This is a genomic window from Ottowia sp., from assembly GCF_046348305.1.
In the GTDB taxonomy this organism is placed as follows: Bacteria; Pseudomonadota; Gammaproteobacteria; order Burkholderiales; family Burkholderiaceae_C; genus Ottowia.
In genome coordinates this window covers 1-18,931 of sequence record NZ_JAXMEM010000008.1, presented here as the reverse complement: position 1 = coordinate 18,931, position 18,931 = coordinate 1, and the positions used below count along the sequence as shown (strand labels likewise).

Genomic DNA, 18,931 nt, shown 5'->3' with positions numbered 1-18,931 from the left:
CTGATATGCGCCAGACGCTATTTTATTTGTAGTATCCAATGCATCCATGAACCCTGATGCCGACAAAATCTGGAAGGCCCCGCGCTGGGCCCTGGCCATCTTGCTGGCCATGCTCGGCATGCTGGGGCCGTTTTCCATCGACACCTATCTGCCCGCGTTCTCGGCCATCTCCCGGTCGCTGCACGCCACACCGGTCGAGATGCAGCAAACGCTGTCGGCCTACCTGTTCGGCTTCGCCTTCATGAACCTGTTTCACGGTGCGCTGTCCGACAGCTTCGGGCGCCGACCGGTGATCCTGGGCGGCCTGATCCTGTTCACCCTGGCTTCCATCGGCTGCGCACTGTCGCAAACCGTGGGGCACCTGATCTTCTTTCGCGCGCTGCAGGGCCTGTCCACCGGCGCCGGCGTGGTGGTTTCGCGCGCCGTCATCCGCGACATGTTTCCCCAGGCCGAAGCCCAGCGCGTGATGAGTCAGGTCACCATCTTCTTTGGTGTCGCGCCCGCCATCGCGCCCATGATGGGCGGCGTGCTGTCCGAGTATCTCGGCTGGCACTCGATCTTCTGGTTTCTGGTGGGGGTCGGCGTGGTGTTGATCGTCGCCAACCTGCGCCTGCTGCCCGAGACGCTGCACGTCAAGGACCGCCAACCCTTTCACGTCAAGCACCTGTTGAAAGGCTACGCGGCGCTGCTGTCGGACCCGCGTTTTTTCCTGCTGGCGCTGGCCTCGGGCGTGCCCTTCAACGGCCTGTTTCTCTACATTCTGGGGGCGCCTGCCTATCTGGGCGACGTGCTGCACCTCAAACCCACGCAGTTCTTCTGGTTCTTCGCGCTCAACATCGGCGGGATCATGGTGGGCTCCTGGCTGTCGGGCCGCATGGCCGGCAAGGTCGCGCCCAAGAATCAGGTCATGCAGGGTTTTCGCATCATGGTGGCCGTCACGGTGCTGAACATCGCCGCCAATGCCTTGCTGGAGCCCGAGATCTGGTGGTCGCTGTGGCCGATCGCCCTGTTTGCCTTCGGCTGGGCGCTGATGGTGCCGGTGGTGACGCTGCTGGTGCTCGACCTGCATCCCGAGCGGCGCGGCATGGCCTCGTCGCTGCAATCGGTGGTGGGCTCGGTGGCCAACGGCATCGTGGCCGGCGCCGTGGCCCCGCTGGTCATGCATTCGGCCCTGGGCATGGCGCTGATGTCGGCCGTCTTCATGGTGGTGGGGCTGGCGTCCTGGCTGTGGCTGCACAAGCGCTGGCCCGAGATCGGCGACCCGCGCCGGCAAGTGGCGAACGCGTCTCAGCCTAGAAACGGCAGTTGACCGCTTTCAACCGTCGTGAGCGCCGCATGGACATTGACTTTGATGGCTTCGTTGCCCCTCACCTGTGGGGTGACAGCGCTACGCACTCGCCAGCACCGCGCTCGGCGCGCCATGCCGCGTTGCTTCTCCTTGCGGGCAGAAGCCCGCCGCGTCGTCGCGCCTTGCCTGGCACACCGATCACGGCACTGGCAAGCGCGTCCAATTGCCGTTTCTAGGCTCAGCGCTCCTGATAGCTGGCCAGTTTGCCCACGTCGGGGATGCGGATCTCGCGCTTGTCCACCTCGATCAGCCCTTGCGAAGCCAAATCGCCCAACACGCGCGAAAAATACTCCGGCGTGATCGACAGGCGCGATGCAATGACCGCCTTGCTGACGGGCAGCGTCACCGTCATCGACGCGCTGCCCGGCTCGGGTGTCGAGCGTCCGCCCAGCAGGTAGCCGATCACGCGCTGCGTGCCGCTGTGCAGCGAATACGCCTGCACGTCGTGCACCAGGCCTTGCAGGCGCCGCGCCAGACCGGCCAGCATGTGCAGCGAGAACTCCGGGTTGCGCTCGATCTCGCGCATCACGCCCGCGCGCTCGACGGTGAGCAACAGCGTCTCGGTCAGGGTCTGGGCCGTCACCAGATAGGGCGAGCCCATGAACATCACCGCCTCGCCAAAGCTGCGACCCGGCCCGCACAGGTGGATCACCTTTTCGACCCCCGTGGGCGACATGGCAAACAGCTTGACCTGCCCCATGATCACGACGTGAAATTCGCGGCAGGCGTCGCCCACGTGAAAAATCACGCGCCCGCGCTCCAGCCGGCGGACATGGCAATCCTGGGCCAGGCGGGTGCGCTCGGCCTCGGTGATGCTGGAAAACAGCGGCAGAGTGCCCAGGTAGCGCTGAAGATCGAAACTGTCGTGCGTCACGGTCAGGGGCCGGGGTTTGCCGGCGGTCATGGAACGCAGTGTAGGGCCGGCGGATTCGGCCCGCGCGCCCTCACGCCGCCTTCTTGCCGCCCACGCCCAGATAGGTCTCGATCACGCGCCGATCGGTGAGCAGCGCGCTGGCCTCGCCCTCCAGCGCCACGGCGCCCATCTCCAGCACGTAGCCGCGGTCGGCCACCTGCAGCGCCGCGCGGGCGTTCTGCTCGATCAGCAGCACCGACACGCCCAGATCGCGCAGCGAAGCCACGATGTGCAACACCTCGCGCACGATCAGGGGCGCCAGGCCCAGCGAGGGTTCGTCCAGCATCAGCAGCTTGGGGCGCGCCATCAGCGCCCGGCCGATCGCCAGCATCTGCCGCTCGCCACCCGACAGCGTGGCGGCCAGTTGCGCGCGTCGCTCCTTCAGGCGCGGGAACAAGTCAAACACCTCGCCCATGCGCTCGGCCTGGTCGCGCTGGCCGCGCCGCCAGCGGGCGAAGCCTCCCAGCAGCAGGTTGTCCTCCACCGACATCTCGCCGAACAGCTCGCGCTTTTCGGGCACCAGGCCGACGCCCCGGGCCACCATGGATTCCACCGTGGGCCGCGCAATGCTCTGGCCGGCCAGCTGCACGCCGCCGGTGGACGGCAGCAAACCCATGGCGGCATTCAGCAGCGTGCTCTTGCCGGCGCCGTTGGGGCCGATCACGGTGACGATCTCGCCCTCGCCCACCGTCAGCGCCACCTGGTGCAGCGCCTCGACCGGCCCGTAGCAGACGGAAAAACCGTTCAGTTCAAGCAACGGGGTCGCGCTCATGCTTGCGCTCCCGGCATGTCACTGCCCAGGTACGCCGCCATCACGCGCGGATCGGCCTGCACCTGGGCGGGCGTGCCCAGGGCAATGACGGTGCCGAACTCCAGCACGGTGACGCGGTCGGCCAGGTTCATGACGAACTCCATGTCGTGTTCCACCACCAGCACCGCCAGCCCCTCGGCGCGCAGTTGCGCCAGCAGCTCGGCCAGGGCCTGCTTTTCAAGGTGGCGCAAGCCGGCGGCGGGCTCGTCCAGCAGCAGCACGGATGGCTGGCCGGCCAGCGCCCGCGCGATCTCGACGATGCGCTGCTGGCCCAGCGGCAGCGATGCCGCCGGCGTGTCGATGTATTGCGTGAGGCCGCAGCGCTCGATCTGGCGGCGCGCCTCGGCCAGCAAGGCGGCTTCTTCGTGTCGGTCGCGGCGCAGCATGGCCGACAGCCAGCCGCGATGCCCACGCAGGTGCGCTCCCACGGCGACGTTCTCGAGCACACTGCGCTGACCCAGCAGCCGCACGTGCTGAAAGGTGCGCCCCAGCCCCAGCGCGGCAAATGCGCGCGAGGGCTTGCCGGCCATGGCCTGGCCCAGCAGCGCGACGGTGCCCGAGGTCGGGTCGTCCACCCCCGAGATCATGTTGAAGAAAGTGCTCTTGCCCGCGCCGTTGGGCCCGATCAGCGCATGTACCTCGCCGGCCTTGACATCCAGGTTGACGGCGTTGTTGGCCACCAGACCGCCAAAGCGCTTGGTGACCTCGCGCGCCTCCAGTACGGACTGGCCCGCCGGCGGCAGCGCATGCCGCGGCAGCTCCGCGGCCGTCGTTTGCGCGTGGCGCGGCGCTTCGGGCTTGATGAATTTGCGCGCCCCGGCCGCAATCAGGGGCCACAAACCATCGGCCGCGCGTTGCAGCACCAGCAACATGAGCAGGCCGAAGACGATGACCTCGAAGTTGCCGCTTGCGCCCAGCAGGCGCGGCAGCCAGTCCTGCAGCTGCTCCTTGAGCAGGGTGATCAGCGTGGCGCCCAGCACCGCACCCCACAGATGGCCGGAGCCGCCCACCACGGCCATGAACAGGTATTCGATGCCGATGTTCAGGTCGAAAGGTGTGGGGTTGACGAAGCGCTGCAAGTGCGCATAGAGCCATCCGGACACGGCCGACAGCAGGGCGGCCAACACGAACAGCTTCATGCGCTGGCGCCCGGTGTCCACGCCCATCGACTCGGCCATCACGCGACCGCTCTTGAGCGCACGGATGGCCCTGCCCTCGCGCGAGTCCAGCAGGTTGTGCAAGGCCCAGATCGCCAGCAGCAGCACGGCCCAGATCAGCACCCCCAGCACGCGCGGCGAACTCAGCTCGAAGCCGCCGATCGTCAGCGCTGGCACGCCGGTGATGCCGGTGAAGCCCCCCAGGCCATCCAGGTTGCCGAAGATGTAATACAGGCTCAGACCCCAGGCCAGCGTGCCCAGCGGCAGGAAGTGCCCCGCCAGCGGCAGCGTGACCGCGCCCAGAAACCAGGCGATCAGCGCCGTGACCGCCAGGCCCAGCAGCAGGCCCAGCCACGGCAAGGCACCCGCCGGCAGCGCCGACAATGCCTGCGCGGCCGTGGGCGAGGTGCAGATCCAGGCCGTGGCGTACGCCCCCAGGCCGACGAAGGCCGCCTGCCCGAACGAGGTGATGCCGCCCACGCCGGTGAGCATGACCAGGCCCACGGCGACCAGGGAGTACAGGCCGATGTAGTTCACCAGGGTGATGGTGAAAGCCCCAAACAGGGGCCAGGCCAGCGCGAACAGGGCGATGGCAAGCCAGGTGAAATGGCGACTCGTCATTCCTCGTCCTCCACGTGACGGGTGTTGAGCGAGCGCCACCACAGCACCGGAATGATGAGGGTGAACACGATGACTTCCTTGAAGGCACTGGCCCAGAACGAGGAGAAGGATTCGAGCTGGCCCACCAGCAGCGCGCCCAGCACCGACATGGGGTAGCTCATCAGCCCGCCGACGATGGCCGCGACAAAGCCCTTCAAGCCGATCAGGAAGCCGGTGTCGTAGTAGATGGTGGTGATGGGTGCGATCAGCAGGCCGCAAACGGCGCCGATGAGTGCGGCCAGCGCAAAACAGATGTCCCCCGACAGGTCGGTCGGGATGCCCATCAGGCGCGCACCCACGCGGTTGATGGCGGTGGCGCGCAGCGCCTTGCCGATGATGGAGCGCTCGAAAAACACGTACATCGCCGCCAGCAGCACGACGGCCGCGCCGATCACCACCAGCGACTGGCCGCTGACCGGCAAGCCGCCCAGATCCCAGCGCGCGTCCCACATTGTCGCGGTGCGCGCGCCCTCGGCGCCAAAGAAGTACAAGCCCAGCCCCACCATGACCCAGTGCAGTGCAACCGACACGATCAGCAGCATCAGCACGCTGGCGTGCGCCAGCGGGCGGTACACCAGCCGGTACAGCAGCGGGCCCATGGGCACGATCAGCAGCAGCGCCAGCACCGTCTGCGCCCAGGCCGCGGCCGGCCTGACCCACAGCGCCACCGCGGCTGCCACCGCCGGCAGCACGATGGCCCACACGGCGGTGGACCCCCAATCGACATGCAAGCCCCGCCAGTGCCGCCACGCCTCCACCACCAGGGTCAGCACGGCCAGGCCCAACAGCAACCAGATGGCCGAGGGCACGCCGCCGGCCTGGATGGCGGCCATCGACAGCGCCGCGTAAGTGACGAATTCCCCTTGCGGGATGAAGATCACGCGCGTGACGGAAAACACCAGCACCAGCGCCAGCGCCACCAGCGCGTAGATCGCGCCGGTGACGAGACCGTCCTGGCCCAGCATCAGGGCTATTTGTGCGTCCATTGACTGATAAACCTGTTCATCGCGAAGCCTTGTCAAGAAAGCCCCGGGGGCTGCATGCGGGGCCGGCGAAATCCCGTGGGAACCGATACCGCCGGAGGGATGATATCCACCGCAGGCCGTCGCAAGATTTGCTCAGCGCCCGGATTCTTCAACCCGCTCGTCTCATTCCATCCGTCGAATTCAAGTCCGATTTATTTATATTAAATAATTATTTCAACGCCAACGCAAGACGTGATCCCTCATGGAAAACCATGATATCGGTACAGGACACCCTGGTTTTCTCCCCGGCGCCATCGGTCGCTCGCGCCGACCGGCCCACTGCGGATCTCCGTGATGCATCGCCATACGCGAACAGGGCGACTGCCGCAGGCACGTCGCCCTGTTCTGAACGGTGCGAACACTCAAGAACGCAGCCGCCCATGGCCGCTCATTTGCCGGGCTGATACACCCACTTGCCGTTCTCGATCTTGACCATGACCACGCCGCGCTGGTCCAGCCCCAGGTGATCCTGCGGCGACATGTTGAAGATGCCGTGCGCGCCAGCCACGTCCTTGACCTGCTCAATGGCGTCGCGCAAGGCCGCGCGGAACGCCTCGGTGCCCGGCTGGCCACCCTTGAGCGCCACCGGCGCGGCCGCAGCCAGCACCTTGCCGGCGTCCCACACATGCCCGCCAAAGGTGGACACGCTGCCCTTGCCGTAGGCGCCCTCGTAGGCATGGATGTATTCCAGCGCCGACTTGCGCACCGGGTTGCTGGCCGGCAGTTGATCGGCCACCAGCACCGGGCCGGCCGGCAGCAGGGTGCCCTCCACGTCCTTGCCGCCCACGCGCAGGAAGTCGTTGTTGGCCACGCCGTGCGTCTGGTAGATCTTGCCGGTGTAGCCGCGCTCCTTCAGCGTCTTTTCGGGCAGCGCCGCCGGCGTGCCCGAGCCGGCGATCAGCACCGCGTCCGGCTTGGCAGCCATCAGCTTGAGCACTTGGCCGGTGACGGCGGTGTCGGTGCGGCCGTAGCGCTCGTTGGCGACCAGCTTGATCTTCTTGAGGTCCAGCGCCTTGACGGTTTCCTTGTACCAGCCCTCGCCGTAGGCGTCGGAAAAGCCGATGAAGCCCACCGTCTTGATGCCGTGGTCGGCCATGTGGCCGGCAATGGCCAGCGCCATCATGATGTCGTTTTGCGGCGTCTTGAACACCCAGCGCTTCTTGGCGTCCTGCGGCTCGATGATGGCCGCCGAGGCGCCCAGCGAGATCATCGGCGTCTTGCCCTCGGCCACCGCGTCGATCATGGCCAGCGAGGCCGGCGTGGTGGACGAGCCGAAGATGACATCCACCTTTTCGGACATCAGCTTGCGCGCATTGGTGACGGCGCCGGTGGTGTCGGACCCGTCGTCCAGCACGATGTAGTTGACCTTCTGTCCGCCCATGGTCTTGGGCAGCAGTGAGATGGTGTTTTTCTCGGGAATGCCCAGCGACGCGGCCGGCCCGGTGGCCGAGAGCGTGACGCCCACGTTGATGTCGGCCCAGGCGGACAGGGAGAAGCCGGTTGCGGCAAGGCACGCCAAGGCGATGTGTTTGATCTTCATGGATTTGGCTCCAACGGGGATTGAAATTGTCACGAGAAGGTGGCCGGAGAACGGGCTACCCATAAAGTGACCGCTCGGTCGGTTAATGATTGTATCGGCCCGCACCGGCTTGCACCCAGTCAACAAACTGGGAATTTCCCTATGCGTGAAAGCCCTGCACGCGCCAGCGTTGATGCGTGTTTCAGCCCAGCACGTGCGCTACCGTCAGCAGCGCCAGCAGCAGCAGCCACAGCGCCACCATCCGCCAAACCAGGCCCACCACGCGGGCAAAGTGCGCGACGCTGGGCGCCTCGCCAGGCAAGGCATCGGCCGGCCCGCCGGCCGCCAGCGGGCCCGGGGCCCGCATGGGCACGCTGCCCAGGCGCACACCCACGGCACCGGAGGCCGCCGCCAGGATGACGCCGTCGTTGGCGTTGGCAAACTGGCCCGCATGACGACGCCAGGCATCGATCGCATCCTCGAAGCTCCCCACGATGGCCAGCGCCAGCGCCGTCGCGCGTGCCGGAAGCCAGTCGATCCAGCGCCAGGCCTCGCCGGCGGCGCGCGCCAGGGCGGCGCTGACACCGCGTTCGGGCGCCGCCGCGTCGCGTCGCCAGACCCGCGACAGCGCCTCGGCCTGGCGATACAGCACGGCTCCGGCCGGGCCCAGGCCGAGCACCTCCAGCACGCAAAACCAGAGCATCACGCCAAACACGTGGCGATGCGCTGCCAGCACCGAAACCTCGAGCGCCTGGCGCACCACGTCGGAGCGCGCCACGGCGCTGGCATCGACCTGCCGCCACTGCGCCAGCAGCTGCCGCGCCCGCTCGTCATCGCCAATCTCCAGCGCGTCGCGAATGGCGACGAAGTGGTGGCTGAACTGGCGAAAACCAAGCGTGCAATACAGCACGGCGATGGTCCACAGCGTGGTCAATGGCCACCCTCCCAGCCAGGTCAGCAGTGCATGCACTGCCGCCACGCCCAGCGCAGGCAGGCCCACCGCCACCGCCCACGCCAGCCAGGCGTGATTGGCCGCGCCGGTATCCATGTTGCGCGCCACCGTGCGGGCCCATTGCAGCAGCCCCAGCATGACGGGGTTGCGCGGCGCCAAGGGCCACACCTGCTCGAGCAGCAAGGTGATCACGATGGCCAGCAAAATCATGCGGTGATGATAGTCAGGCCGCCGCTGTCGCGCGGCACCGAGATGTCGACTGCGGCTCAGGCCAGCAGGAATCTGTAGAAATTTCGCAACATGCCGGCCGTGGCGCCCCAGATGAAGTGCTCGGCGGCGGGCGCGCTTTCACCGCTGCCGGGCACCGCCTGGGCCGGTTCGCGGTAAGGCATCGAGAACCACTCGCGCACGCCGCCCGCCCATTCGAGGCGATGGCGGCGGTGGTGCGCCGGGTCCATCAAAAACGCCAGCGGCACCTCGAAGGCGTGCGCCACCTCATCGGCGTTGGGATGCAGCACGAAACCTTCGCGCACCAGCGCCACCACCGGCGTGACAAGAAACTGCGAGCCGGTCGCATAAACCGGCAACTGCCCCAGCACGTCGATGAAGCGATCCGCCAGTCCGACTTCCTCGCGGGTCTCGCGCAAGGCCGCGTGCACCACGTCGCCATCGCTGGTCTCGACCTTGCCGCCCGGAAACGCAACCTGGCCCGAGTGGCTGGACAAGCCCAGCGCACGCTCGGTCAGCAACACCGACAAACCACCCGAGCGCAGCACCAGCGGCACCAGCACGGCGGCGTCCACCGGCGCGCGATCGACGAAAAGTGGCTCCTGACGCACCTCGGGTTGCCAGGGCGGCGGCGCCTGAAAGCGCTGGCGCAAAGCCGCGGGCGTGAGCCGATCGGGCGGCACGGCGGGCAGGTGATCGTCCACGCCCGTCACCGGCACGCGGCGCGGGTCGAACGAAGGCAAAAGCGTTGGAGAGGTGGCCATGATGGATGGTGGGCGCCAATGCAAAAACCGCCTGCACGCGCAAAGCGGCAGGCGGTTGCAAGCGCAACCAGGCGACACCCGGTGGGGGGTGCCGCCCCGGCATCACGCGGTTTCGGCCTGGGGGGCGGCAGCGCGACCGGCGAGCTTTTCCTTGATGCGGGCCTTCTTGCCGCTCAGGCCGCGCAGGTAGTACAGCTTGGCGCGGCGCACATCGCCGCGGCGCTTGACCTCGATCTTGGCGATCAGCGGCGAGTAGGTCTGGAAGGTGCGCTCCACGCCTTCGCCGTTGGAGATCTTGCGCACGGTGAAGCCGCTGTTCAGGCCCCGGTTGCGCTTGGCGATCACCACGCCTTCGTAGGCCTGCACGCGCTTGCGGCTGCCTTCGACCACGTTCACGCTGACGATCACGGTGTCGCCGGGCGCAAAATCGGGCACGTTCTTGCCCAGGCGGGCGATTTCCTCTTTTTCGAGGGTTTCAATCAGGTTCATCACTCTTTTCCTGTCTCGATCATGCTCACGCTACGCTAGGGGCGGCCATGGTTGCACGGGTGGCACAAGGGCGTGGCCGCGGCGGACAGAGGATCGAAAAGCCTGCCATTATAGCGTGCCTGAAATGCTGCTCAGCAGCTGCTCGTCCCGAGCGTCCAGGCGGCCGGCCGCGCGCGCAGCGTCGATCAGGGCCGGGCGCTGATGCGCCGTCAGCAGCAGGCGCTGCTCGCGCCGCCAGCGCTCGATCTGCGCGTGGTGGCCCGACAGCAGCGGGGCAGGCACGGGCTGCTCACGCCACAGTTCGGGGCGGGTGTAGTGCGGGCAATCCAGCAGCCCATCCAGCGCGGGGTTGAAGCTGTCCTGCTGGTGGCTGCCCTCCTCGCCCAGCACGCCGGGCTGCAGGCGCGCCACCGCGTCCAGCAGGGCCAGCGCCGCGATTTCGCCGCCCGACAGCACGAAGTCGCCCAGGCTGATCTGCACATCGACGCAGGTGTCGATGAAGCGCTGGTCGATGCCCTCGTAGCGCCCGCAGATCAGGATGGCGCCGCGGCTTTCGGCCCAGCGCTGCACGCCGGCGTGGCGCAGCGGCTCGCCCGTCGGCGAGAACAGCACGGCCGGCGCCTGCACGTCGATCGCCTCGGCGCGGTCGGCGCGCACGGCGTGCAGGCAGCGCGCCAGCGGCTCGGCCATCATCACCATGCCGGGGCCACCGCCAAAGGGGCGGTCGTCGACGCGGCGGTAGTTGCCCTCGGCGTGCTCGCGCGGGTTCCACAGCTTCAGTTCGATCTGGCCGCTAGCGTAAGCGCGGCGCGTGATGCCCGCTTCCATAAACGGAGCAAACAGCTCCGGAAACAGCGTGATGACGTCAAAGCGCATGGGGCGAGGCTTACTGCACCGACCCCGGCAAGGGCGACTGCTGCGCGGCCGGCGTGAACAGGCGCGCCACGTCCACGGCGTCAAAGCGCTCCTGCTGGCCGCAAAAATCGCAGCTCACTTCCACCTGGCCCTGCTCGTGCACGATGGAGTCGACCTCGGCCTGGCCCAGGCCCTTGAGCATGGCGGCCACGCGCTCGCGGCTGCACGAGCAGGCAAAGCGCGGCCTCGTGCTGCCTTGCGCGGGCTCGAAGCGCCGCAGCGGCTCTTGCCAGAACAGGCGGTGCAGGACCGTGTCGGCATCCAGCCCCAGCAGCTCCTCGCGCTTGAGGCTGCGCGCCAGCAGCGACAGGCGCTCGAACGGGTCATCTGCATTGGTCTCATCCGCTGCCTCGCCGGCCACCTGGCTTTGCGCCAGGTTGTGCTGACCCTGCACCGGCAGGCGCTGCAGCAACAAGCCGGCGGCCACGTTGTCGTCTGCGGCCAGCACGAGGGTGGTGTCCAGTTGCTCGGACTGGCGCATGTAATGCTCCACCACGGGCCCGATGCCGCCCAGTGCGGCCCCGCCGGCGTCCACCAGCGGCACCACGCCCTGATAGGGCTGCTGGCCGGGCAGGCGCAGGCGCGGGTCCAGCGTGATGGCGCAGCGTCCGCCGCCGCGCACGTTGACCAGCTCGGCCAGGCTGGCGCCCGCGTGCACGGCGCCGGTCACCGACGCGGTGGCGCGCAGGCGCAGGTCGGACTGCACCTCGGCCACGGCCAGCTTGACCGGGCCGTCGCCAAAAATCTGCATCACCAACGCGCCGTCGAACTTGATGCCCGACTGCATCAGCACCGCGGCGGCGACCATCTCGCCCAGCAGGCCTTGCACGGGCGCGGGGTACGCCCCCGTTTGCGTGTTGGCCGCGCGCCGGCGCAGCACCTCTTGCCAGGCGTCGGTGAGGCGCACCAGCGCGCCACGCACCGGCAGGCCCTCGAAGATGAATTTGTGCAGTTCGGACATCCGTTGCAGATGAGGCCTCAAGCTCGCTTCTTCAAGCCGGCCTTGAAGCGGCGCGCGTTGTCGATGTAATGCTGCGCGCTGCGCCGCAGGCCCTCGATCTGCTCGGGCGTGAGCTGGCGCACCACACGCGCGGGGGCGCCCACGATCATGCTGCCGTCCGCAAATTCCTTGCCCTCGGTCACCAGAGCGCCGGCGCCCACCAGGCAGTTCTTGCCAATGCGCGCGCCGTTGAGCACCACGGCGCCGATGCCGATCAGCGATTCGTCGCCGATGGTGCAGCCGTGCAGCATCACCTTGTGGCCCACGGTGACGTGCCGGCCGATGGTGAGCGGCTGGCCCACGTCGGCGTGCAGCACGCTCAAGTCCTGGATGTTGCTGCCCTCGCCCACCGTCATGTGCTCGGTGTCGCCGCGCAGCACGCAGCCAAACCACACGCTGGCATCGGCCGCCAGCGTGACGTGGCCGATCACCTCGGCCGAGTCGGCCACCCATGCGCTGGCCGCCACCTGCGGGACCACGCCATCGAGTTCATACACAGCCATCGCGCGGCTCCTTCAAAAGGCAAAACTACAATTGTAGGGATGGAGATGCGCGCCCTTGCCCTGCAGGCCCTCATGGCCGACGATGTTGAAACAAAACTGGCGCTGACGAGCTCCCTGTCAGCGCAGGCAGCTACGTTAACAATAGCATCCGGGTGCGTGGTCGACGCACCAGTCGGCCTGCCCGGGCGCCCGGTGCGGCCAGTGTTGATCGAGCACACGCAGTTGCCCAGGCGTTCGATGCACACGCTGGACGGCCGCGCGGCGCTGATCCACGCCATCTGCCACATCGAGTTCAACGCCATCAACCTGGCGCTGGACGCGGTGTGGCGCTTTGTCGGCATGCCCGAGGCCTATTACCGCGACTGGCTGCGCGTGGCGGGCGAAGAAGCGCATCACTTCAGCCTGCTGCATGCGCACCTGCAAACGCTGGGCCGCCGCTATGGCGACTTTGCCGCGCACGACGGCCTGTGGACCATGTGCGAGAAAACCGCGGGCGACGTGACCGCCCGCATGGCCCTGGTGCCGCGCACGCTGGAGGCGCGCGGGCTGGACGCCACGCCGCTGATCCAGCGCAAGCTGCGCGCCGTGGACACGCCCGACGCGCGGGCCGCGTGCGACATCCTGGACATCATCCTGCGCGACGAAATCGGCCACGTGGCCATCGGCAACCACTGGTATGGCTGGCTGTGCCAGCGCCAGGGGCTGGAGCCGGTGGCGCATTACCAGCAATTGACCATCACCTACCAAGCCCCGCGATTGAAAGGCCCGTTCAACCTGGCGGCGCGCCGGCGGGCAGGCTTCACGGCCCAGGAAATGGCGCAATGGAGCGATGCGGCCGGCGCGCCGCTTGATCAGTGAAAGTCCCGGCTGGCCGTCAGGCCGGCCAGGCGTCCCAGCAAGGGCGTGAGATCGCGCAGGCGCCGCGCCACCAAATGGCGCACTTGCCCGCCGCTGCCTTCATCGCGCTGCCACTGCCCTTCGACGGCCAGCAACTGCGCGCGCAGCAAGGCGCGGCGCTGCGCCTCGTCGGCGCGCAAGCCGGGCCAGACGATGACGTTGACCGGGCCGGTCTCATCTTCCAGCGTGACGAAGATGGTGCCCTTGGCCGTGGCTGGGCGCTGGCGCCCCGTCACCAGACCGCAGGCGCGCACCAACTGGCCGCTGGGCAGGTGCTGCAACTCGGCCGCAGTCAGCAGGCGCTGGCGCTCCAGGCGCGGGCGCAGCAGGGCCAAGGGGTGGCGGCGCAACGTGAGGCCCAGCGCGGCGTAGTCGTGCACGATGGCTTCGCCTTCGCCGGCGGCGGGCAGCGCAAGCGGCGCCTCGTCGATCGGTGCATCGCGCAGCAGCGTGGGCATGGCCTTCAGCGCTGCGGCCTGCCACACCTGCTGGCGCCGGTGGCCGGCCAGGCTGGCCAGCGCATCGGCGGCGGCCAGTTGATTGAGCTCGCCGGTATCCAGCGCGGCGCGGCGCGCCAGGTCATCGACATCGACAAAAGCCCACGCGGCGCGCGCGGCGATGATGCGCCGCGCTGCCGCCTCGGCCAGAGCGCGCACCATGCGCAAGCCCAGGCGCACGGCGGGGCGCGGCGATGGTTGACCTGAAAAATGTTGGTCTGACCCCAATTTTTTTGCTCCCTCTCCCGCAGGCGGGATAGGGTTGGGGTGAGGGTCGGCCAGCGTGCAGTCCCAGTCGCTCACGCTCACGTCGGGGGGCAGCACTTGCACACCGTGGCGGCGGGCGTCTTGCACGAGTTGGGCGGGAGCGTAAAAGCCCATGGGCTGCGAATTGAGCAGCGCGGCCAGCCAGGCCTCGGGCTCGTGACACTTGAGCCAGGCGCTCTCGTAGGCGATCAGGGCAAAACTCCAGGCGTGGCTTTCGGGAAAGCCGTATTCGCCAAAGCCCTTGATCTGCTCGAAGATGCGCTGGGCAAAGGCGGCGCTGTAGCCGCGCGCGCGCATGCCCTCGATCAGCTCGCGCTCGAAGGGCTCCAGGCCGCCCTTTTTCTTCCAGGCCGCCATGGCGCGGCGCAGGCGGTCGGCCTTTTCGGCGCTGAAGCCCGCCGCCAGCATGGACAGCTCCATCACCTGCTCCTGAAAGATGGGGATGCCCAGCGTGCGCTCCAGCGCCTGCGCCAGCCGGGGTTTGGTGCCGGGCCGGTCGTGGTGCGAGCGCTCGTATTCGATGGGCAGGCCGCGGCGCTGGCGCTGGCGCGCCTTCAGGTAGGGGTGCACCATGCCACCGGTGATGGGCCCGGGGCGCACGATGGCCACCTGCACCACCAGGTCGTAGAAGGTGGTGGGCGCCAGGCGCGGCAGCATGCTCATTTGCGCGCGGCTTTCGATCTGGAACACGCCCACGGTGTCGGCGCGGCGAATCATGGCGTAGGTGGCCGGGTCTTCGCCCTGGATGTCATAGCGCGTGAACGGCTGGCCACGCCGCTGGCGGACCAGATCGATGCACCGTCGCACGGCCGTGAGCATGCCCAGCGCCAGCACGTCCACCTTGAGCAGGCCCAGCGCCTCCAAGTCGTCCTTGTCCCACTGGATGACGGTGCGGTCGGGCATGGCGGCGGGCTCGATGGGCACCAGGCGCGTGAGCGGTGTCTCGGTCAGCACAAAGCCGCCCACGTGCTGGCTGAGGTGGCGCGGGCGCCCGCGCAGTTGGGCCGCCAGCTCCAGCCACTGGCGCGCCAGGGCGTCGGGCAGGGCCACGCCCAGGGACTGCGCCATCTCCCGCAAGCGCGACTCAGGCGCGTCGCCGTCAAAACCGTGATGGTCCTTGGCCAGGGCGTCGACCAGGCGCGCATCCACCCCCAGCGCCGCACCCACGTCGCGCAGCGCGCTGCGGCTGCGGTACGCGATGACGGCGGCGGCCAGCGCGGTGCGCTCGCGGCCGTACTTGCCGTAGATGTACTGGATGACCTCCTCGCGCCGCTCGTGCTCGAAGTCCACATCGATGTCGGGCGGCTCGCTGCGGCGCGCCTTGCTGATGAAGCGCTCGAGCAGCGGGTGCGAATGCTCGGGGTCGGCCGCGGTGATGCCCAGGCAAAAGCAGACGACCGAATTGGCCGCCGAGCCACGTCCCTGGCACAGGATGCCGCGCCGCCTGGCAAAGCACACGATGTCGTGCACGGTGAGAAAGAACATCTCGTAGCGGCACTCGGCGATCAGGCGCAGCTCCTTGGCCAGATAGCGCCAGATGCGCGTCGGCACGCCGCGCGGGTAGCGCTCGTGCGCGCCGGCCACGGTGTGGCGGCGCAGCGTCTGGGTGGGACTCAATCCCGGCAACACCGACTCGCGCGGATAGTCGTAGCGCAGCTCATCGAGCCGAAAGGTGCAGCGCGCGGCCACGGCCAGCGTGGCGGCCAGCAGCTCGGGCGGATAAATTTCGGCCAGGCGCTCGCGCGCCCGCAGGTGGCGCTCGGCATTGGCTTGCAGCGCAAAGCCGCACTCGGCCACCGGCCGGCCCAGACGGATGGCGCACATCACGTCGTGCAGCCGCTTGGCGCCGCGCGCGTGCATGTGCACGTCGCCCGCGGCCACCAGGGGGCAGCCGCTGGCGGCCGCAAGCCGCTGCATATGCGCCAGCCACAGCGCGTCGTCGGCATCGGCGTGCAATTCGAGCAGCAGCGAAACTCGTGCGTGGGCCACCGCAGCATCCAGCCCCGCGAAAACCCCCTCTCCCGCGCGCGGAAGAAGGTTGGGGTGAGGGCCATTGTTTTCGCCCATGAGCGACGAAGAAAAACCGCCCCCCCGCGCCGGCGCCCACAGGCACTCGCAACGGGCCAGCGCCGCCAGTGCCTCGGCCAGCGGCGGCAAGCGGTACTGCCCTTTGGGCGCGGCGCGTCGGCAGGCGCTGATGAAGGCGCACAGATCGCCCCAGCCTGGCCGGTCGCGCGCCAGCGCCACCAGCGTGCCCTGCCCGGCAAAGCGGAACTCGCTGCCGTAGATCAGGTGCAGCGCCTCGCTCCCCGGCCCAGCCGCATCGGCGCGCGCCTCGCCCTGCCCCTCGCCTTTCAGTTCGGCCCGTGCGCGCCAGGCCTGCACCGCACCAGCCACCGAACACTCGTCGGTGATGGCCAGGGCGGCGTAGCCCAGCGCCTGCGCGCGGTGCACCAGCTCCTCGGGGCTGGAAGCGCCGCGCTGAAAGCTGAAATGCGTCAGGCAATGCAGCTCCGCATAGCCCGGCAACGCCGCATCCACGCGGGGCATGGCCGGCTGCTCGCGCAACCGGGCGCGGCGGCGCGCTTGTTCGTCCTTGCGGCTCGGCTCAGGCATAAATGCCGTGCAAAAACCAGCGCGGCGCGGCGCTGGCCGGCGTGCGCGAGGTCGGCCGCTCGCGGTAGACCCACAGCAGCTCCTGCGCCGCGCCCTGGGCCATGAAGTAGTCGCGCGCGACGGCCTCGCCCGCCGCATCGGACGCCGGAGCGCCTTCAGCCCACCAGCCGGTTTCGACGCGACAGGGCCGGGTCAGCAGGCGCAGCGCGGCGCCCCCGCGCCAGGGCAGCCCGCCGCGCACCTCCAGCGGCTGCGGCGGATGCAGCAGCCAGGTGGGCGCCAGGGCGTCGGCGGGTGCGTGGTCGGTTGCCCCCTCTCCCGCAGGCGGGAGAGGCTTGGGGTGGGGGTGATTTTTTTCGTCCACCACCTCCCAACGCTGCCGCTGTTCGGGCCGATGATCGGCGCGCAGCACCGGGCGGCGCACGCTGCCGGGCCCCAGGCGCGCATTGGCGCGCTCGATGAACACATGCAGCGGCTCGCCGCGCCGCTGCTCCCCCGGCAGCAGCGCGGCGTTGCCGGGCTGCCAGGGCGCGGTCTGCACGGCATGCAGGCGCAGGCCGATGGCGGGGGCCAGCAGGGACGTGCGCGCCAGCCGCTCGGCCAGCAGGCGGCGCAGGTGATCCATGGACTGCGCGGGTTCGGCGGTGCGGATCCGCAGCGACTGCGCCGGCGGCAGCGCGCGCCCATTCAGGCGCTTTTGGTCGAGCGTCCAGCCCAGCTCGAAAGCCAGCACCCCTTGCTGGCGCGCGCGCAGCCAGGCTTGCAGCGCGGCCAGCAGACGATTGGCCGACCACAGCAGGGCCGGCGCCGACTCGGCGTGCGCGGGCAATTCCAGGGCCTCATCAAAGCGTTCGGGCAGCACCAGCCACGGGTAGCGCTCGGGCACCAGGCCGAAAGCCACGTCCAGCGCGGCGCGCAAGCCCGGTCCGAAGCGGCGCACCATGGGCGCGCGCGGCAAGGCGTGTGCATCGCCCCAGGTGCGCAGGCCCAGCCGCTCCAGCAGCGGCAAGTGCAATCGCGCGGCATCCAGCACCGACAAGGGCAAGGCGGCCACGCCGCCCGCAGGCACGCCGCGCCCGTCACGGCGCAGGCGCAAGTGCGCCAATGCTATTATTCCGATAGCTGCTTGCGCAATATTGGCGGACGCCAGAGCCGGATTTTCTTCAAAGATTCGGCGCTGCAAGGCCGCCGCCCCACCCCACAGGCGCAAGCTGCCCGACACCTCCAGCAACAACGCATCGCCCAGCCGCGTCACGTGCGGGGTCAAGCGCAGCGCCCACCAGCCCAACGGGTCGCAAGCCGGCGGATCGCCCGGCTCGTCCTGGGCGGGCTGGGCCGATGCTTTCTCAAGCGGCCACGGCAAGGCGAACCACAGCATCACCCACCTCCGGCCGCACGACATCCAACCCCGCACGCGCCGCCCACGGCGGCGCCCGATCCGCATCCGAAACGCCCTGCCCCGCCGCACTGGCCGCCAGCACATCGCGCAGCGGCGCGCAGCGCCCCAACAGCACGGGTTCGGCCAGAGGCGGGCCGCGCCGCTTGAGCAGGTGCAGGCGCAGCGTGGGTACAGGTGTGCCGTCTTCGGCATCGACCTGCACCCGCAGCGGCGCGGGCGAGGCACTGACAGCGGCCTCGGCCGGGCGCAGCGCAAACAGCAGGCCTTCGCCACGCCGCGCCGCCGCCAGATGCAGGCGCCGCAGATCGGCCGAGCGCGCACGCGGCAGCCAGGCCAGCACGGCCGCCACGTCGGCGCAGGCCAAGGCCTGCTCGGCCAGCCACAGCCGCGCCGACGGCGCATCGGCGCGCAACCACAGCACGGCATCGGCCCGAACGCCGGCAGCCATCAGCGCCGGCACGAAAGGCTCGTGCGGCGAACCGACCAGCGCCAGTGCGCCGCCCGCGCTGTGCTGGCGCGCAGCCAGTGCCGGCAGCACCAGCGGCCAGACGGGCGCATCGGGCGCGGGCTGCAAAAGCTCGATCAACGCGCCCAGGGGCCAGCCACCCCCCGGCAACTGGACGTCCAGCGACGGGTGGGCGGTCGACACGGTGCGCCCCCCATCATCAGCGGCCAGCGCATCGGCCGGCAACACGCCGGGTGGCGCAGTCGCGCGCCAATCGGCCACTCGGTGGGCCGCAGAAACCAAGGCAAGGGCAGGCACGATCACTGTACTTTTCAAGAGGCAGCCATCAAGTTCCAACATCATCATGATACTGTATGTTTATACAGTTATCACATTCTAATCGAATGACCATTGAAATTGCACCTGCACCAAGGCGCATGAAACCGATCCGCTTGGGCACAACCGAGCGAGGCGAATTGGAACTGCTGCAGCGCGGCCGTAGCGCGGCAATGGCGCAGGTGCGCCG

At 68.9% G+C, this 18,931-nt stretch carries 16 protein-coding genes; 2 read left to right on the top strand and 14 right to left on the bottom strand.

Annotated elements, in window-relative coordinates; translation table 11 throughout:
* The first annotated feature begins 46 nt into the window (after positions 1–46).
* Positions 47–1,309 (top strand): multidrug effflux MFS transporter, encoded by a 1,263-nt coding sequence (locus U1F38_RS10630; protein WP_409987042.1) that lies wholly within the window; start codon positions 47–49, stop codon positions 1,307–1,309.
* Between the two features lie 217 nt (positions 1,310–1,526).
* Here the strand turns inward: U1F38_RS10630 and U1F38_RS10625 are convergent, their stop codons facing one another.
* The 11 genes from U1F38_RS10625 to U1F38_RS10575 all read right to left on the bottom strand — a co-directional run bounded on the left by U1F38_RS10625 (position 1,527) and on the right by U1F38_RS10575 (position 12,284).
* Entirely contained in the window at positions 1,527–2,252 is a 726-nt protein-coding gene (locus U1F38_RS10625; protein ID WP_409987041.1) for a Crp/Fnr family transcriptional regulator, read from the bottom strand.
* A 40-nt stretch (positions 2,253–2,292) separates the two neighbouring features.
* Entirely contained in the window at positions 2,293–3,033 is a 741-nt protein-coding gene (locus tag U1F38_RS10620; protein ID WP_409987040.1) for an ABC transporter ATP-binding protein, read from the bottom strand.
* Positions 3,030–4,850: an ABC transporter permease subunit gene (locus tag U1F38_RS10615; protein ID WP_409987039.1), complete on the bottom strand. Its 1,821-nt coding sequence runs from the start codon at positions 4,848–4,850 to the stop codon at positions 3,030–3,032. Before U1F38_RS10615 ends, U1F38_RS10620 begins: the two co-directional genes overlap by 4 nt.
* Complete coding sequence (locus tag U1F38_RS10610) at positions 4,847–5,875, bottom strand: branched-chain amino acid ABC transporter permease (protein WP_409987038.1); 1,029 nt, start codon at positions 5,873–5,875, stop codon at positions 4,847–4,849. Before U1F38_RS10610 ends, U1F38_RS10615 begins: the two co-directional genes overlap by 4 nt.
* A 427-nt stretch (positions 5,876–6,302) precedes the next feature.
* Positions 6,303–7,454, bottom strand: a complete 1,152-nt coding sequence (locus tag U1F38_RS10605; protein WP_409987037.1) for an ABC transporter substrate-binding protein — start codon at positions 7,452–7,454, stop codon at positions 6,303–6,305.
* A 181-nt stretch (positions 7,455–7,635) separates the two neighbouring features.
* Positions 7,636–8,595, bottom strand: coding sequence for a CobD/CbiB family protein (locus U1F38_RS10600; protein ID WP_409987036.1), 960 nt, complete (start codon positions 8,593–8,595; stop codon positions 7,636–7,638).
* A 56-nt stretch (positions 8,596–8,651) separates the two neighbouring features.
* The gene (locus U1F38_RS10595; RefSeq protein ID WP_409987035.1) at positions 8,652–9,377 is read right to left on the bottom strand and encodes an NUDIX hydrolase; all 726 of its coding nucleotides are present in this window, start codon (positions 9,375–9,377) and stop codon (positions 8,652–8,654) included.
* A 102-nt stretch (positions 9,378–9,479) separates the two neighbouring features.
* Positions 9,480–9,866, bottom strand: coding sequence for a 50S ribosomal protein L19 (gene rplS, locus U1F38_RS10590; protein ID WP_409987034.1), 387 nt, complete (start codon positions 9,864–9,866; stop codon positions 9,480–9,482).
* A gap of 108 nt (positions 9,867–9,974) precedes the next feature.
* Complete coding sequence (gene trmD, locus U1F38_RS10585; RefSeq protein ID WP_409987033.1) at positions 9,975–10,742, bottom strand: tRNA (guanosine(37)-N1)-methyltransferase TrmD; 768 nt, start codon at positions 10,740–10,742, stop codon at positions 9,975–9,977.
* Between the two features lie 10 nt (positions 10,743–10,752).
* The gene (locus U1F38_RS10580) at positions 10,753–11,742 is read right to left on the bottom strand and encodes an Hsp33 family molecular chaperone HslO (protein WP_409987032.1); all 990 of its coding nucleotides are present in this window, start codon (positions 11,740–11,742) and stop codon (positions 10,753–10,755) included.
* Positions 11,743–11,759: 17 nt separating this feature from the next.
* The gene (locus tag U1F38_RS10575) at positions 11,760–12,284 is read right to left on the bottom strand and encodes a gamma carbonic anhydrase family protein (protein WP_409987031.1); all 525 of its coding nucleotides are present in this window, start codon (positions 12,282–12,284) and stop codon (positions 11,760–11,762) included.
* Between the two features lie 39 nt (positions 12,285–12,323).
* On the opposite strand from U1F38_RS10575, the gene U1F38_RS10570 reads away from it, so the two are divergent.
* On the top strand, positions 12,324–13,142 hold the full coding sequence (locus U1F38_RS10570) for a ferritin-like domain-containing protein (RefSeq protein ID WP_409987030.1): 819 nt from the start codon (positions 12,324–12,326) through the stop codon (positions 13,140–13,142).
* On the opposite strand, the gene U1F38_RS10565 is transcribed toward U1F38_RS10570, so the two are convergent.
* Genes U1F38_RS10565 through imuA form a run of 3 tightly spaced genes read right to left on the bottom strand, consistent with a single transcriptional unit; the run spans position 13,136 to position 18,654 of the window.
* Positions 13,136–16,561 (bottom strand): error-prone DNA polymerase, encoded by a 3,426-nt coding sequence (locus U1F38_RS10565; protein WP_409987029.1) that lies wholly within the window; start codon positions 16,559–16,561, stop codon positions 13,136–13,138. The genes U1F38_RS10570 and U1F38_RS10565 overlap by 7 nt on opposite strands.
* Positions 16,554–17,939 (bottom strand): DNA polymerase Y family protein, encoded by a 1,386-nt coding sequence (locus U1F38_RS10560; protein WP_409987028.1) that lies wholly within the window; start codon positions 17,937–17,939, stop codon positions 16,554–16,556. Before U1F38_RS10560 ends, U1F38_RS10565 begins: the two co-directional genes overlap by 8 nt.
* Positions 17,908–18,654, bottom strand: a complete 747-nt coding sequence (imuA, locus tag U1F38_RS10555; RefSeq protein ID WP_409987027.1) for a translesion DNA synthesis-associated protein ImuA — start codon at positions 18,652–18,654, stop codon at positions 17,908–17,910. Before imuA ends, U1F38_RS10560 begins: the two co-directional genes overlap by 32 nt.
* Positions 18,655–18,931 lie beyond the last annotated feature (277 nt).